General features: G+C 33.2%; 18 protein-coding genes and 1 pseudogene. All 19 read right to left on the reverse strand.

The features are described 5' to 3' along the window. Nucleotides 1-13: 13 nt before the first annotated feature. Nucleotides 14-397 (reverse strand): 5-carboxymethyl-2-hydroxymuconate Delta-isomerase, encoded by a 384-nt coding sequence (locus BLW74_RS01335; RefSeq protein WP_089689672.1) that lies wholly within the window; start codon nt 395-397, stop codon nt 14-16. 132 nt (nt 398-529) lie between these two features. Continuing rightward, on the reverse strand, nt 530-2134 hold the full coding sequence (locus BLW74_RS01340) for a serine hydrolase (RefSeq protein ID WP_089689673.1): 1605 nt from the start codon (nt 2132-2134) through the stop codon (nt 530-532). 130 nt (nt 2135-2264) lie between these two features. Next, on the reverse strand, nt 2265-2639 hold the full coding sequence (locus tag BLW74_RS01345) for a VOC family protein (RefSeq protein ID WP_089689674.1): 375 nt from the start codon (nt 2637-2639) through the stop codon (nt 2265-2267). After that, nucleotides 2636-3196 carry a dihydrofolate reductase family protein gene (locus BLW74_RS01350; protein ID WP_089689675.1) on the reverse strand — a complete coding sequence of 187 codons (561 nt, stop codon included), beginning with the start codon at nt 3194-3196 and terminating at the stop codon, nt 2636-2638. The genes BLW74_RS01345 and BLW74_RS01350 overlap by 4 nt, the downstream gene beginning before the upstream one ends. A 47-nt stretch (nt 3197-3243) precedes the next feature. After that, nucleotides 3244-3723: a hypothetical protein gene (locus tag BLW74_RS01355; protein WP_139265677.1), complete on the reverse strand. Its 480-nt coding sequence runs from the start codon at nt 3721-3723 to the stop codon at nt 3244-3246. A 115-nt stretch (nt 3724-3838) separates the two neighbouring features. Then, nucleotides 3839-4498, reverse strand: coding sequence for a DUF2461 domain-containing protein (locus tag BLW74_RS01360; RefSeq protein ID WP_185116332.1), 660 nt, complete (start codon nt 4496-4498; stop codon nt 3839-3841). A 240-nt stretch (nt 4499-4738) separates the two neighbouring features. Beyond that, nucleotides 4739-5254 carry a hypothetical protein gene (locus BLW74_RS01365; protein ID WP_139265678.1) on the reverse strand — a complete coding sequence of 172 codons (516 nt, stop codon included), beginning with the start codon at nt 5252-5254 and terminating at the stop codon, nt 4739-4741. 252 nt (nt 5255-5506) lie between these two features. Next, the gene (locus BLW74_RS01370; protein WP_089689679.1) at nt 5507-6601 is read right to left on the reverse strand and encodes a hypothetical protein; all 1095 of its coding nucleotides are present in this window, start codon (nt 6599-6601) and stop codon (nt 5507-5509) included. 34 nt (nt 6602-6635) lie between these two features. Next, nucleotides 6636-7289, reverse strand: coding sequence for a DUF4919 domain-containing protein (locus BLW74_RS01375; RefSeq protein ID WP_089689680.1), 654 nt, complete (start codon nt 7287-7289; stop codon nt 6636-6638). Between the two features lie 51 nt (nt 7290-7340). Further along, entirely contained in the window at nt 7341-8513 is a 1173-nt protein-coding gene (locus tag BLW74_RS01380) for a T9SS C-terminal target domain-containing protein (protein WP_139265679.1), read from the reverse strand. Between the two features lie 401 nt (nt 8514-8914). Then, on the reverse strand, nt 8915-9322 hold the full coding sequence (locus BLW74_RS01385) for a helix-turn-helix transcriptional regulator (protein ID WP_089689682.1): 408 nt from the start codon (nt 9320-9322) through the stop codon (nt 8915-8917). A 202-nt stretch (nt 9323-9524) separates the two neighbouring features. Further along, nucleotides 9525-10016 carry a hypothetical protein gene (locus tag BLW74_RS01390; RefSeq protein WP_139265680.1) on the reverse strand — a complete coding sequence of 164 codons (492 nt, stop codon included), beginning with the start codon at nt 10014-10016 and terminating at the stop codon, nt 9525-9527. A gap of 29 nt (nt 10017-10045) precedes the next feature. Then, nucleotides 10046-11350, reverse strand: a complete 1305-nt coding sequence (locus BLW74_RS01395; protein ID WP_089689684.1) for an AAA family ATPase — start codon at nt 11348-11350, stop codon at nt 10046-10048. 226 nt (nt 11351-11576) lie between these two features. Next, a pseudogene (gene groEL, locus BLW74_RS22205) lies at nt 11577-11753 on the reverse strand (chaperonin GroEL); the annotation flags it as partial. Between the two features lie 10 nt (nt 11754-11763). Next, a complete protein-coding gene (locus BLW74_RS01400) occupies nt 11764-13140 on the reverse strand; it encodes an AAA family ATPase (protein ID WP_089689685.1) in 1377 nt (458 codons plus the stop codon). A gap of 335 nt (nt 13141-13475) precedes the next feature. Continuing rightward, on the reverse strand, nt 13476-14090 hold the full coding sequence (locus BLW74_RS01405) for a hypothetical protein (RefSeq protein WP_089689686.1): 615 nt from the start codon (nt 14088-14090) through the stop codon (nt 13476-13478). 184 nt (nt 14091-14274) lie between these two features. Then, nucleotides 14275-15267 carry a phosphotransferase gene (locus tag BLW74_RS01410; protein WP_089689687.1) on the reverse strand — a complete coding sequence of 331 codons (993 nt, stop codon included), beginning with the start codon at nt 15265-15267 and terminating at the stop codon, nt 14275-14277. A gap of 62 nt (nt 15268-15329) precedes the next feature. After that, nucleotides 15330-15674, reverse strand: a complete 345-nt coding sequence (locus BLW74_RS01415) for a putative quinol monooxygenase (protein WP_227413144.1) — start codon at nt 15672-15674, stop codon at nt 15330-15332. A gap of 328 nt (nt 15675-16002) precedes the next feature. Beyond that, nucleotides 16003-16776 (reverse strand): hypothetical protein, encoded by a 774-nt coding sequence (locus BLW74_RS01420; protein WP_089689688.1) that lies wholly within the window; start codon nt 16774-16776, stop codon nt 16003-16005. Nucleotides 16777-16780: the final 4 nt, after the last annotated feature.

A 16780-nucleotide genomic window follows, 5' to 3' on the forward strand; every position in this document is an offset into this window, starting at 1 on the left:
TTGAAAGAGGGTGCTATAATCCGAAATGCCTGTCTTTATCTATATTCTGTGGATTAATGAGTGCTTTGTTGCTGTAAGTTGCCGTTTCAAAATCACTGATGTTCACAGAAAGAAAAGAGATCTCCGGCAGTAATTCTGAAAGCCTTGTACTGATCTGTTTGGAAAGATGAGCTTTTTGTTCCGTACTTCGCCCCTGCATAATGTACCCAAATACATGCAGAAAGTTTTTTTTGTCTTCTCCTAATCTGTAATACTGATAGGGCTGCAGTCTTACTTTGATGTCATTGGGAGCAAACAAGCCTGTTGCATTAGCCACGTCATAAACGGCTTCCATTAATTCATCGGGTGTTCTTTCCTGAAGAATATCCTGAGAACAATCTATAATAAAATGAGGCATAGATTATATTTTGTGTTTTGATTTTGTGTGAGTTAAAAATAATAAAAAATATCAACGGTTATTAAAAATAAAAACCGTTCTGAAAACAAAACGGTTTTAAAATATGTATTTTTTACTTTATGAATGTCTGTTTTATGGATTTGATTTTTTAATACTGTATTGCGGTTGTGCAATGTTAGTCATGTCAAGAATAATATCATAAACTCCATCTTCATGAATGGGAAAATCATAGGCATCAAAGGCAATACTTTTATTATCATTATTCAGTCCAAGGTTGTATCCCCAGTCATTATTAAACCTGAATTTCATATTTCCTTTTTTCAGGGTATAATTTTTCAAAAAATAAATATTGGGATTTTTAGGATCTGTCTGCAGAGGAATATCTTTTCCATCCCAGCCGCTCGGAGTGGCATTTCCAATAATTCCCCAGGTAGGATTATCTGTATTTCTTTTAGCTGTTTTTACAGTTCCGTCCCAGAAATGAATGATAACAGTATCTATTTTCCCGTTTTGATCAGGCTGGAAGGTACAGGTGAATTTCTCATCCAGCTGAAATGACGTTTTGCTTAATGGTAATAAAGCGTTTCTGGGATAACTGCCTTCTTTGAAAATAAGCTGCCCATCAATACTTTTAATATAAAAATTTGATTTTTCTGAAGAATAGACACCTTCCAGCTTGTTTAGATCTTCCGCACCTACTTTTGCAATAGCTGGAATACTATAAGGTTTATTGTACAGTATTTTTTCAACTTGAGGAATAATAAAATCGGAGTGCGAAAGTTCTGAAATTAAAATCACACAAATATCGTCATCCAGAACTCTGTAATATCTGCTTCTGTAACCAGGTCCTCCGCCATCATGACCCACTCGTTTTTTGTCAAAATCCTTCGAAATCTGGAAACCTAAACCATAATGATCTTTAAGGTAAGGAGTAAATGCTTTTTCTGTTGTTTCTTTTTTCAGCAGCGTGTAGTTTTTTAGCGCTTCATTAAATTTAAAAAGATCTTCCACTGTTGAATACATGGCTCCGGCACCGAAAGGATGGTCGGTCTTAAAACGTAATGCTTCGTTATATCTTTTATCCGATAAAAATTCATATCCAAATGCTTTGTTTTCATCCGTCAAATCATTGAAATGAAATCCACTATGGTTCATTTTCAGGGGTTTCAGAATACTATTTTTAATGACTTCATCGTAATCCAGACCGGTTACTTTCTTAATGATATAGCCAAGAATATAATATCCGGAATTGGAGTAATCCCAATCTTTACCCGGTGAAAAATTCAAAGGTTTTGCTGCAATATATTTTATAAATGTTGCTTCATCTACCGTGTACTCAGAGTTGGTATCATTGGGAATTCCTGACGTGTGGGACAGCAGATGGGCAATGGTAATGCTGTCGCCTTTCGGAAAGTCAGGATAATATTTTGACAGTTTGTCATTCAGGGATAGTTTTCCCTGTTCTTCCAGCTGAAAAATAACAGTTGCCGTGAACATTTTTGTAGTAGAGAAAACCCGATAAAGGCTGTTATTGGTATTTTTCTCTTTTTTCTGAGCATTCCTGTAACCATAGCTTTTTTCGAAAATAATTTTTCCTTTTTCAGCAATCAGAACAGAACCACTGAACAATCCCGCTTTTTCATAGGTTTCGAATAATTGTTCCAGTTTTTTAGATTTCTGTGAAAAAAGAGGATTCATTGCAAGCAATAAAACGATGCAGCTTATAATAGATTTCATGTACTTTTTTTAAATAAGACACTTTTAGGTGTGATAATATTACATGGGATTTGAAAAAAATATTCTGTGTTGATATCAATTTTTAATCAACTCTTTTTATAGGCTTTAATTCCGCTTCGGAGAGAATATTTTACTTTTTGCTTTTTAGCTGGAATACATTTCCTTCAGGATCAGTTCCGTCACAAAGCCAGAACGGGTAGTTTTCAAAGGTTTTGATATCTCTCATGGTAACATTTTTTGAAATCAGCTCATTTCTTGCGGATTCTATGTCAATGTCAATTTCAAAAACAAGTTTAGTATTATTGTCGAAAGTATAATCTGCTTCTAATTTTTCAAGATACTGATCTCCGATTGTATGCAACCCGATGTAAAGTCCTCCCGCGTCCAACAAAGCCCAAACCGGATCTTCTTCGATCACTTTCAGATTAAAGTTTTTCTCATAAAAATCTTTGAGCAACTGTACATTTTTCACATACAAAATGATGGTGCTGAGCCGAGCATTCATATCTTTTCATTTTTAGTTTGAGCCTCATAAATGAGCTGTACAACACCGGATCTGAAAACATGGGTTTTCACCAGTTTTAAGTGTAATCGTTCCGTCAAATCTTCAAAAAGAGGCTTTCCCTTCCCGAGAGCAATCGGATGAACAGATATTCTGTAGATGTCGATAAGATTTTCCTGAATAAATGTTTTGATAAGGCTTGCTCCTCCATACAGCCAGATATCTTTTCCTCCCTGGTTTTTTATTTCCGAAACGTTTTCCACAATGTCTGAACTGATAAAAACAGCATTTTCATCTTCCCGGTTTTGACTGGAAAAAACAAATTTATTCTTTGAATGAACTGCTTCCCACAGTTTCTGTTCTTCCGGACCTGCATTATCTTCGGGCTGATAATTTCCCCATGCGTCATAGCTTACTCTTCCGTAAAAAATAGTGTCTATTCCTGAGAGAAACCCGTCAAAATCCATATCATCATCCATAATGCACCAGTCGGTTTCTCCGTTGGGTCCTTCGATAAAACCGTCTAGGGTAGTGGCCAGATCTAAGATTATTTTTTTCATATTAAGGATAAGTGATTTGTTTTTACAGATATTAAAAATATAAAAAGTTAGTGGGAAAACCGTAAAGTATGAATTGCTTTTAAAAGTTCAGTCTGACTTTCTTTGTTCAGGTTTTTTCCATATAAATTGAATCTGATTTTTCCCAAAGATCCAGTTTTGAGGCTGTCAATATAAATTCCTGTCATCCCTTTTCCAGTCTGTTTGGGTTCCAGTATTTTTGCTTGATACCCATCAATTTTTTTATAGGTTAGTTTACTTAGGATAAAATCTTCAATGTTTTCATTTTCATTAATAATAACAAAATTAGTAGTGTCAGATGTCGGGTTTACCATGAGAAGTTCTGACAAATCTTGTCTGCTGATAATAGGTTTTGAAGGTTCTTCCAGAGGGTTAGAATAAGGTCCGTAATCATAGAAAATAGAATCATTGTTTTTCGTGACAATAATTCCTGCGTTGCTGTCATAAGCCTTCGTGCTTATCGTCCTCCAATCTTTAGGAGCCTGAAATTCAAAACTGCGAAAATCCATGGATTGTTTTTTGGAAGAACTTTCTGAACAGCTTAACAATATAAAAGAAACGCAAAGGAATAATACATTACTTTTCATGGTTGTTATATTTGTTTTTAAAACATCAGCTTGATTTTTAAAACAAAGGTTCTCCATTCATATCCGTGGTAAGAATTTCAGTCATATAATCAAAAAAAGGACGCATCGCCAGCAAAGTCAGGATTGCTTCTTTTTGAAAACTGTCAGATAAAACTTCTTTATCAGTGAACTTTCTCATCATTAGGAATTGCTTTTTTCTGATTAAATCTATAGCCGGATGATTTTTATCAAAACCTCGTGGTGCTGTTTTTACTGAATCTCCTTGAAGCTCTCCAAAATATTTTACAAAAATTTTGTCTGAGATAATTTTTTCAATTTCTGTACTGCTGATTTCAAATTCTTTGCGGATACGAAGTAAATCCTTGGCTTCCGGACCCCAAAAACCACCTCCCACAAAGCTGTTACCCGGTTCAAGCTGAATATAATATCCACCTCTTAACATAGGCTTCGCACGGGAGTATCCAACTCCGAAATTAGTTTTATAAGGGAGCTTGTTTTTGGAAAAACGGACATCATTGTAAATTCTGAAAATGTGAATTCCATTGAGCTGATCATGCTCCTGAAGCTCATGATAGATCTGGGTAAAAAAAACTTTGTTTTCTTTTACAATAGCGTCGTATTCTGGCTTGTGTTCCGCAAACCATTCCCGATTGTTATTTTCTTTCAGATGGGTAAGAAATTCAAAGGCTTTTTTCATATGTTTTATTTTTTGGAAAACTATATTCTTCGTTTTTCAAGATGGCTTTTATCACATCAGCAATTTCAAATAATTTTCCATTGTAGCTGTTCCCCAATAGAATAATGGTCAGTTTTTCATTCAGATCAGAAATTCGCGAATTTTAGCAAATCAGTTGTCGTTAAGAAAGTGCCGCCAACCCAAAAATCTGGTTTATCTTCTATCATTTTGTTATTAAACCCTTTGGCAACAAATTTTCCATCATTTCTTTGGCGAATCCTCAGAGATACCGGAGGTTATGATGATTCCGTAATCTTTATCTTTAATCTTATATTGAGCGGATAATTCTTTTTGCTTTATAATATCAATTTTTTTGAAAACCTTATCATCAATCATTGCCAGTTCTCCTTCAAAATTATTGGTAAGAATTTTTCCGTTAAGGATATACTGAAAAGTATTGTCATCTCCTTTAGAATCTAATAATTTCGAAAATTCTCTCGATTTAGATTTGAAATATCTCTGAAATCTTTTTTTACTGAAGCCCCTTGTTTCAATATAGACGGCTCCGTCTTTTCCTTCTTCTCCTACGATATCCTTCGCTTCGTTGGGATCATAAACGGTCATTAAAGTAATCAGATTTGAATCAAATCTTAAGATTTCTGGTTTACTCACTTTTACACTGTCAATATACGTTACAGGATTACTGCCCAACTTTTCCAGCCCGGACTGAGCAAAGCTCATCGCAAAGCCAAAAAATGTAAAAAATAGATATTTCATAAATTGAAAGATTAGTTTTTTTATTTTAAGTGTGCTAATTTACATAAATGTTACTCAGATTTTGTGAATGCAAAAGAGGAAAGTGAGGCCGATAAATTCTCAGATGTAAATGTTTAGTGGTCCACAAATAATTTAAACTTGACGATTTCACCTGAAGATTCTACAAGGATCCAGTAAAAATGATCTTCTTTATTGATAACTTGATACCTGTATTGATCTCCTTTTTCTGCTAAGTTTTAAATGGTATGAATCTTATTTGATTCTGCTTAATGCCACTACATTTTGATGACCTCCGATTGCTTCAAATACTTCATTCTGAGATTGTACCTGCGACCATCCTTTGCTGGCTAGTTCTGCTCTGATTTCTTCCTCTGATTTATTTTTAACGACATGATAAAATGCAAAATCAACAACTTCAGCAGGTACTCTTTCAATGACGTATTTTGTGAGTGCAGAGACTAATCTGAAGTAAACGAAAAGACCTGTGAGCCCAAGCTGTACAATCCATATGATGATCCATCCAATCCATCCCAAATTTATTTTGTTGACTGTAAAGCCGTGTAAAAATCGTATTTTCAGAAAATTCCAGAATCCAATTCTTTCAAGATTATTGGTATTCAGAATGATCTCATATTGAAAATATTCATTAGAAACATATGTGAGCAAAATCATTCCTCCCAGCAGATACAGGAGTTTGGTAAGATCAGTATAATTTGAAAATCTGATGAGATATTTCATGGTAAAAACAAGCGCTGCTGCGACAAGAAACTCAAACAATCCAATAAAGTAAAGCCCTTTCATTGAAAGCAATGCGAAGAGAAATCCTATGATTAAAGCACTGCATATACCTCCAATCAACGGTATCATTATGTTGGGAGTTCTTACCGATCTGGGTTGTGGTAACGTTTCAGGGATTAGATAGTCATCCCAGTTATTTTTCCTTTCTATTTCCTTTTCGAGATCTTTAAGCGCCTGTATATTGAATGTTTTTAAGGTCTCCTGATAAGCATAAATAAATAATTTAACCCGTTTAGAATTTTTACCATTATCCCATATTTCGTTCCCTAAAGATTCGCTTTTTACGGAGACCTCACCATTTTTATAGTTGGCGGTGATAATTTCTGTCCAGCGTTCATTCATCCAGCCTACATCCTTACGCTTCGCTTCTATGCTGTGGTCATCTTTATAAACCAGGTCCCAGCCCAGTTTTTCGATTGTTTTTTCTGCAATGGCAATGAAGAGTGTTTCGTTGACAAACGTTCTGAATTCTTCCCTGTATTTAGGAGTAAAACCAATACTGTGCTTTTTGGTTATTGTGTCTTCGTAGGCTGTAAAGATATTTTTCATTTGTAGTGTTCAGGTATTGCTGGCAGGCTGAGGATTAAAAAAAATATCCGCCCACTAATTTTACAAAAACTTCCCGATCTCCAATATGATAAATTGTCAGGATGCTTCCGTCTGAAAGTTGTTTCATTTTTTGGCTGAATTCTGCTCTTGGCCCTGAAGCAGCCAGTTTTTCAAGTTGCTCTAAAACTTCTCCGGCGGTTAAAACACAAATTGCTGTCTCTTCACTCTTCCCGTCACCACTTTTTTCTATGGTTTGAATAATCAGATCCTTTTGTTTAGAGCAGAGTTCTTCTTTTTGTTTTTCATCCAGGGCACGATAAATATTCATCATATCATCCAGCAAATTCTTATGGAGAGGATTGACGGCATATTTTGATTCGGCTTCAGAAACCATTTTTTCTGCTTTGCTTTTTGGCAGTCTTTTTTGAGCTGGTTTCCAGAATGTCCCGGATTCACTGTTATAATTCCCAATGGTATACTTTATTTTTACGAATTTGCTTCCGTAATACAGCTGGTTCATTTGTTCCTGTGTCAATTCAGAAGGATTTACTTTAAACGTGTTCAGAAGTTGATAAAAGTTTTCCTGTGGATTTTCGGTGACCTTCTTTTTAATCAGATCTGTATTTATTTGGGCATACCATACCTGAAAGGCTAAAATTAAAAGACCTGAAATGATATATTTTCTCATTGTTTTATGATGTGAATTTAATGGTTACTGATGTCATAAATGTAGGTAAGGTTACCTGAAAATTCTAATCTGCTGCAACACCCCTTTCTCATTTTTATAAGTAAAAATGTAAGTTCCGCGCTGTACTTTAGATAAATCTATGGTTTTGTTATAGTAGGCAAAGCCTTTGCTTACCTGCCTGCCATCTGTGGAGTAAACAGTGAATTCAAACTGGTTGCTGTTATTTTCATTACTGATGACAAAACCGTCTCTGGATGCGCTGGTATATACTTTTGTTTCCGGCACACGGTTTTCGCTGGCTGTATTGGCGAGTATATTCTCGCTGATATCTGCTGCCTGTATGCTTTTAATAGCTGATTTGGTTAAAGATGTGGTACTTCCTCCAATGATGTACAGTTTATCGTTATAAACTTCCGCTGCAGCATGTCTTCTGGGAATCATATTGGATGTTAGCTGATGTACCTTATGGGTGGTGGTATCAAAATAAGCCAGAAAAGTTTGATTGTTATAACCTCCTGCTATAAAAATCTTATCTCCGGATACCGCTAGTGAATGTCCGGAAATCCCGGCAGGCATTGTATATTGATTGGTCCAGCGATTGGAGTTGAGGTCAAAGACATTAATCAGGCGGGATGAAGTTCCGTTAAAACCGCCAATTACATACAGCTTATCATTCACAATTTTCCCTTTTGCTTCTCTGGCAGTGGGCATATCGGGTAGTGGGTGCCATGTATCTGAAGCGATATCATAATACTGGAATCTATTGGAAAATACAGTAGTGGCGGCGCCATTGAGCCCGCTGCCGCCGAATACATATATTTTTCCGTTATGGATGGCAGAGCCTGCATTTCCTGTGTAGGAACGGTTAACAGCCCCTTTTGTTACTTTTTGCGTTTCAAGGTCTACAATCTCAAGATGGCTGTTTCCCCAGCCGTTAAAAATGTAAATTTTATGACCGTAAGTCTCCGAATTAGCAAATTTCCTGGGGCTCAGCGTAGCATTAAGAACACTCCATTTGTTATCCGTAATATTATATTTTTCGATGTAATTGGCCATACCTCCGGTTTCCTGATATCCATTGCTCACATAGATATTATCATCCACAATGACACTGGTGATGGCACCTCTGCCCACCGACATATTGGCGAGACTTTTAAAAGAAAGCGTTTGTGCATGGGCTAGTATTGAGCCTAAAAAGGAAAGGAATAATAATTTTGTTTTCAAGGATATTAGTGTTTAATATTTAAGTTTCTTTCGTTGAATATGATGGTTTAAAGATAAGAAAAAGTCGAAAAGAATTTTCTAAAAAGCCTATTACTTCAATCATGTTCTGTAATCTACTACAGACCTAGCTATCCATTTAGGTAAGTGGTTGCATAAGGGGCGATACCCAGTTGATTAACGCACTACAGGCCTCTCCAAAGGGTGTTAAAGGGACTTTGTGAAGTGGCTTCAGTTAGCTTGGAAGAAATGGTAGATGGTTGTGATAGTGGCTGGAGAGGGTTGTAGAAGAGGGTAGGCTGCTATCCGAAGTCTCCTGACTTCGGATTTTGTTTTTTTAATGCGCAAAGTCGGGAGACTTTGTGGAGCAGGGAAATGAAATTAGTGAAGTATTTATACCAATCTTATTTTTGAATTAGCTGCTCCAGTCTGGCCATCATTTCATCTTTTTCTTTCAGCATTCTTTCGTACAGCGCAATTTTTTCTTCGTGCAGTTGTAAAACCTTATCTATAGGATGAAATGAAGGATTATGATTTATACCATTAAGTATAGAACCATTATCAAATGTGTTAGCAATAATATTTACTGCTTGTTCCTCATCCATATTCTCAATGGCTTCCACAGGAACTTTTAGAATCTGGGAAATCTTTTCTAAAATATCCTCTTCAATAGTTTCTTTCTGTTCCAAAAGCGAAATCTTCTTCTGGTTCCAGTCTTCACCAAGATCAAAAGCCAAAGCCTCCTGCTTGATGCCCAACATCTCCCGAAAACGCTTGATATTTCTCCCCTGATGTATTTTTTTGTTTTGCATATTTGTGTACGTTATAGAAACAAATATAAGTAAAAGTTGGGGGATAGGAAATGGGAGAGTGAGGGTATTTTAGATGATGTGAGGATATAAAGAATCCGAAGTGGGAGACTTCGGATTTTATTTAAATATTCTAATAGTATGATCTAAAAGTTTATGCCACACGATGCAATTGTGCGGAAGCGGGGGACGATTTTCAAAAATATCATTGATTAGCAAAAAGTATACTTATAATTTGTCTTTGATTATTATTTGTATTTGTTGTTGGCAGACATAAATCACAAAAATTAGAATCACATAAAAGAGTTTTATTTGTTATTCTTGAGTATATTTTAGGTTTCTTGTTTGCGGGCGAAAAAAAAGAATTATGCCTGAAAAATGGGTAAGCTCTTGAATCTAATGAACAGATTAGTTTACATTTAGAAACTCTCAGGAGAGCTACTAAGTGTTGATCATCGAAATCTATATGTTCTACAATTTTAGAAATATGATCTTCTTCTTCATCTACTAAATTATTTGAAATGTAAATTGCTTTACCTATTTTTCTTAATTCTCCAAATAACTTTGAATATTTAAAATTCTCTTTTATATATTTTGTTCCACCATATATTATTTTCCCTTTTCCCTCAAATATCCATTCTTTTACAGGCTTAAATTCTTCATGATTTGCATTTGAAGAATCAAATACACATTTCATTACATTGGTATCTATTATTATACACATAATTAAATAGCTAATAAGTCAATTTGCTCTCTTACAAAAAAATCTCTAAATTCACTTGGTTGATTATCACTGAGTGTTCCATCATTATTAATTGGAATACAGAATAAATTATTCTTTCCATCTTTTTTATGGAAGAAAACGATTTGACTTTGAATGTCTTTAATTTCTTCTTTGTTTTGAGTTTTATTTAATTTCAACCTAAATCTATCTATAGTAAAATCACTATGTGTTTCGATTATGAAATTTTTCTTCTCTTTTGTTGCTGATTTTAAAATAAAATCGCCAAATGCAGCTTGTCCTCTAGGATGTAGATGGATTTCGGGTTGTTGAATGGCAAACCAAGTCCCATCTTGTCTAGCAATAATTTCTATTATAATAGGTAAGACTTGAGATACTCCATATCCTACATTTGTAATTTTTAATTTGTTACTATTTAATACTATTTCTAGTTCAAATGGAGATGTTTGTTCTTTTCCTAAAGGGATTATATTTATTTTTTCAAATAAGCCACTATCTGCTCCAAATCTTTGGATGATATTATTATAGTGGTTTTTTTCATTAGAATTTTCTAGTAATTTCTTTAAAAGATATGGAGCGTGAGCACCGTCTGGGTTAAAATTTAGCTTATGTAAATCATATGTTCTTTTTGGCTCAGTTCTTATTGGGGCTAACCATGCAACATCTTTTAAAAAGTTTGGTAGTTCTAAGGAATATTTTGTTTTTCTTTTTACTCTAGTAATTTCTGCGACTATTGATTGGATATATAAAATTAGAGCACCTTTAAACAAGAATGATTCGTCCTCTTCACTTTTTAAAAATTTCTTCTTTGATAATGTATTTTTTTCAACCCAAATTTTAAAATATTTAACTTTATTTAATTCAGTTATATTTGAAATATTAACTTCTTGATATCTATATTTTATATATTCATCTTCAACTATTGCCTGTATATTATAATCATTAATTATTAAAGATATTTCTTTTAGAAAAGGGATGCCTTCTTTTTCAATAAATTTTAATTTAACTGCACTAATATTAGATTTTTTATCAGATTCATTTCCCAAAATGGCAATTTCAAAATATTTTTTGTTAGAGGAGATATTGGCAATTTCTTTATAATACCCTAAATCAGCTTCATCAGATGAAAATAATTGATTAAACCAAAACCTTTGATCCGAAAGAACTTTAATCAACTTTAATACTGATGTTTTCCCTGAGCTATTCTCTCCAACAAAAAAGTTTACATTATTTAATGGTAAAAAGGTTTTATTAAAGCCCTTAAAATTATCAAAGTATATTACAGGCATATTGTATTTTTTTTGAATTGTACATAATTAAAAGTTTTTATGATTTTCTAAATTAATGAAAAGTAAAACAATAGAAGAAGATTCTGATATGGTTGTAATTTTTAAAAAAAATATTGTTTTGCTAAATTATAATATTAGTATAATATCTCCTTACGGGAAACCATAATACAAAAGTCCGCCCCATAAAGTAGAACGGTTAGTATATTAATTGTCTTAGCTTACGCTGTTACATCATTCCTGGCATTCCATCACCCATTGGCATAGCTGGTTCGTCTTTTTTCACTTCAGTGATTACACATTCAGTGGTAAGAAGCATTCCAGATACAGAAGCTACATTTTTAAGGGCGGCTCTTGTTACTTTAGTTGGAACAGTGATTGCTGCTTCAAGCATGTGAATATACTTGTTTGTACCATTAGACAGGAGATGGTTGTTGACAAAGTTCAATAAGTAATTTTATAGATGTTTCTATTTCTTCCTCTGAATAACTATGAATTTGATCAGGATGATCAATACAATTTCTAATATATGTTGAAAGACTATTATAAGTTGTAGTTCCTCTGGAATGATTATATGTATATACTTTTTGATGTTCAGCTGTATTATAAAATTGAGTTTGATTTATAATATATTCATCAGTATCTTTTACTTTAAGTAACCGAAATTTTTCTTGTAGATACCCATAGAGTTCAATATGGTAGTCTGTGGAAATTATATTGAAAGCGAGATAATTTGTTTCCGCATTGGTGATAGAGGGTAAGACAGAAGGTGCGTTTATTTTTTTTGATTCTATTGTACCTTGCTTGTCTTCTAATATTATTACAATGTGATTTTCTTTTTTAGTTAGGGCACTGTTTAAAACATGTTCAGAGTGTGTAGAAAAGAACATCTGTGAACTCAAAATGCCATTTATTGTAAATAAATTTTCGTAATATTTTAAAATATTCTTTTGCCATTTCGGATGCATACTTAGTTCCGGCTCATCAATAAATATTATTGCCTTATCTAAATTTTTTATATTTCGTAATAAATAAGAACCTCTAAATACAATTTGTTTTTCCCCAGTACTTAAATTATCAATTGGTATTAAATGCTCATTCTTTTTGAAAAATATTGTTTTTTCACCTTTAAAATCTTCAACTTTTTCATAGGTCATTTTTGGAAAAAAACTATTAAACGCATTAGAAAATCTAAAAGACTTTGAATTTGGATAGAAATCTCTCCAATAATCTAATGGAGGATTATCTCCCTGATTTTTGTTTAATATAGTATAGTCTCCATTGTCTTGGTTATCAATGTCTACTAAAAGTTGCTTTATAGCTGTGAAATTTTCTTCTTGATCATTATCAAATTTTTCTAGATCAAGTTGCTTAACTGTTGTTGATGTAATTTTTTCTGTTCTAAAATCTGCTCTAGCTTTTGAGAACACTGCCCCATTATAACTTATAGTAAGGGGATTTTCATCAGATTCTTTAACACCAATACCTGGATAGATCGTAGAACTGTTTTCACCATCAATAATATTATAATAAATGAACTTTGGGTGTTGCTGGACTGTGGGTTGAATCGCTTTTAATATTTTACCATTTGTTTCATATTCAATAAATTCAAAAAACTCAAATGAACCAAAATTTATAAATGTTGAAATTGATTCAATAATAGATGTTTTGCCAACTCCATTTTCTCCTGCGAGAATAATGCCGTCAAAAGGTGTGTTATCTTCTCTTAAGAAGTCCAATTCAAGGTTTCCTAATATTGGATGATCTTTCCATTTTACTTTACGAATTTTCATTATTGTGATATTAATAGTTTTATTTTGAAATTATTATTTATTTTCCTGTGTGTTTAAACAAGTACCAAGATAATATATATAGACAATATTTCTCTACGGGAAACCATAATATCAAAAAGCCACCTTACAAAGTAGAACGGTTAGTATATTAAATTGTCTTAGCTACAAGCTACTACATCATTTTTGGCATTCCACGACTTATTAACATAGCTGGTTCAGCGCTCTTTACTTCAGTGATCACATATTCAGTGGTAAGAAGCATTCCAGATACAGAAGCTGCATTTTCAAGAATAATTCTTGTTGCTTTAGTGGAAAAAATTTTGATAAAAGAAATTTTAATCCCGTTCCATTATCCGATACCAATTTTTTTCTAATTTCCAATTATAGTCGGGTTTTGCTTTTATTTGTTCTTCATATTGTTTTTGTGTCTCATTATCGTTTGTAAATATAAAATAAGTTTGTGGTGATTCGAAAAAGCCCCGAGAAATCCAAAATTTGATAGTTTTTGTACCTTCTGCTTTATTTTGACAAATCCAGATGTCGTTTCCACCATTTGAAATAATTGGGAAGTCAAATGAAAGTTTGCAAATGCCATTATTCATTGGTGTATTGGGTTTCAATTTTTCTGACATAACATCTTTCACTATTTGATTTCGCTTATTGTAAGAAATGTACCAGTCAATTTTTTCAATAATTAAGTTCGGGATTTTGTTGAAATTGTAAAACGTTAGAACAAATAAAATTAATGTTACTGAAAGATTTATTATTCTGTTTACCTTTATATTTTTCTTTTCTTTGATTAATTTTATTACTTGTCTTACTGTTAAAATTAGCAAGATTATACACACTAAAAGCCAAGAAAATGGTTGGATAAAATAGGGAAGATAAAAGTAGTCTGCAAAAGTAAAAATTAACCAGATTATTACCATAATTGCTGTTTTTCTTGTCATTCAGTTCTTATTAAATTTACATTACTTTATTGGATTGTTCTACCCTCCAAATTTGTGAATTGTTCCAAACCTGCAATTATAAATAAATTTTCAAGTAAAAGCTTATTGAATCTATTATAAAAACAAAAAACCGACCCGCAAAAGCAGAGCGGTTAGTATATTAATCTGTATCGTTCGATGACCATTATTCAATTTCAATATTGTTGTATGCTATCCAGCGTTTTAAATTTCCAACCATTCTTTTTAAATGATCTTCATTGAGGAAAATATTCGTCCAATAGTCAAATCTGTCGCATTGTACACTGATGTAGTAGATCATAATGGCTAAACAGGCGAAGGGTAAAAACTGCTTTTCTTCGTTGCTGATCTGAGTAACTGTTTCGTAACCCTTCAAAAAGCTTTCTGCTTTTTCTTGATATTCTTCTTCGTTTAAATGAGTGGCAAGTAACTGGAACATAAAATAAGAAATGTCAAAACATAGATACCCGTTACCACAGAAATCAAAGTCAAAAAATGTTATTCCCTTTTCATCATCAATGTGTAAGTTATCAAACCAAACGTCCAGATGAACACTCCCATGTCTCAGTTTCAATAGGTCGGTATTTTGGATTTTCAGCGTTAAAAAAGCAGAGAGTTTTTCTAAAAATTCAATTTCGCTGATGTTTTTATGAAAGAATTCTTTTATCCTGGCAACAGGTTTTATAAGCAGGTTATCAGTATTGTAAGACATCCTTTCCAGTTGAAAACCTTCAGTGGATTGATGTACTTTGGCCAATGCCTGCCCAATCATAAAACTGGTTTGAGATGAGAATTTTGCGGTCTTTGTTCCTTTGGCATATGAAAACAAAACTCCAAATCTTTTTCCTTCCGGTGCTTCGATTTCCTGAATGTACTCGTTTGATTTGTCTTTTATTGGATAAGCAACTTGCCGGTTATTTTTTTTTAAATGAAGTAAAAGTTTTAGCTCTTCATTAATTTGTGATTTTGTCCGCCAATCACAAGTATAAACTCTAAAAACATATTTGTCTTCATTGTCGTGAACAATGTATAAATGGTTCATGGCAAGCCGAAATATGCTGCATTCGGTTCTGTTACTTAGTCCATATTGTTGTTGGATAAGTTTTCCGAGTGCGTTTGGGGAAAGCGTGCTATTTATTGTGGGAAATTTCTCTGGCATCAATTCTTCTTTATCTATGGTTGTTGTTAGTTTTATATGGATATTACGCCTACACTTGTTTTTTATAATCCAGCGCCTCCTACAATTTCCAGTTCTTGTCCTTTCGTTGGCTGTCCTTCTAATATTGGCATTGCTTTCATGATGAGCTCCCTTACCCCTTCAATTTTTAAAGAATTGTCATGATCGTCTTTACTCTCCCAAATTTCTGTAACATAAACAGAATTTGCATCATCCTTGTCATTACTAACTGCATACAGTTTACAACCTGTAGCCGTTGATACAAGTTGAGATGCTTGCAGTAAAATCTCAGCAAGCTCCTCTTTATGTCCTGATTTTGCTGTTAGCTTTCCATGAAGTAAATATTTGTTTTCCATATTTTCTGTAATTGTCTTTACAAATATATCCATTTATGTAGCAATTTTGAATGGATTGCTTTTTAACAGTAAACAAAAAACCGTCCTACAAAGTAGAACGATTAGTATATTAATTTGTCTTAGCGACACGCTATTACATCATTCCTGACATTCCACCACCCATTGGCATAGCTGGTTCAGCGCTCTTCACTTCAGTGATAACACATTCAGTTGTTAAAAGCATTCCAGATACAGAAGCTGCGTTTTCAAGGGCAACTCTTGTTACTTTAGTTGGGTCAATGATTTCTGCTTAAGGCATTTAAATATATTCGTCAGTTCTTGTAGTATATATGAGTTTGAGTACATTGCACATTGAGATTGATCAGTCAAGAATTTTTTTCATAATTTCAATTGCTTCTGCACGTGGCTCTTCAAAATTCTCAAATCTTTTTCTAAAAAAATAGAATAATGCATTATTGTACATTGGAAAACTAATAAAAATATATTGAGTGGGTAAATGGAAAAATTCAAAATGAGGCTCTTTAGTACTGAAAATTACTAAAGAATTCAATCTTGATGATTTATCTTTAATACTGATGTTACGTTGGGTAAACTTAATATTACTCAATGCTTTAAAAGGTTTCATTTCCCAAAAGTGATTCATCCAAGAAACCGGAAGTGTTCCAAACTCAGAGAAAGGTTCATTGGCATATTTTATATATTTTAATCTAGTAGAAAATACTTGGAGTTTATACTCCAAAATCTCAAGCCATCGGATAATATTTGCTAAATCATTATCGTCATAATATTCATTTTTTTCAAGATTTTCTAAAATATGTATTATTTTTTTTTCGATCTCTGCTAAAATTGAATTGTTGCAATTTTCACATGCTGGAACAACACTTTTTATATAAGGAATTGATTGCTGATTTACTTCTATTTCGAATCCAATATTTGTTTTATTTTGAAACAACCATTTTGGGAGAACATGTTCTTTTGTTAATTTTTTCTGTACTTTACAAAATACACAAATCTCTGAACCTACATTTAATGTTGCTGGGTGAAACCTATAAAAAACATCTTCAGCAATTTCAGGTCCATGTTTCCTGAAATTTACTCTGAGAGGAATGAATAGAGAGTTTATTTTTTTTGACATTTTA

Origin of the sequence: Chryseobacterium culicis, assembly GCF_900108365.1 — a bacterium.
Classification (GTDB): Bacteria; Bacteroidota; Bacteroidia; order Flavobacteriales; family Weeksellaceae; genus Chryseobacterium; species Chryseobacterium culicis.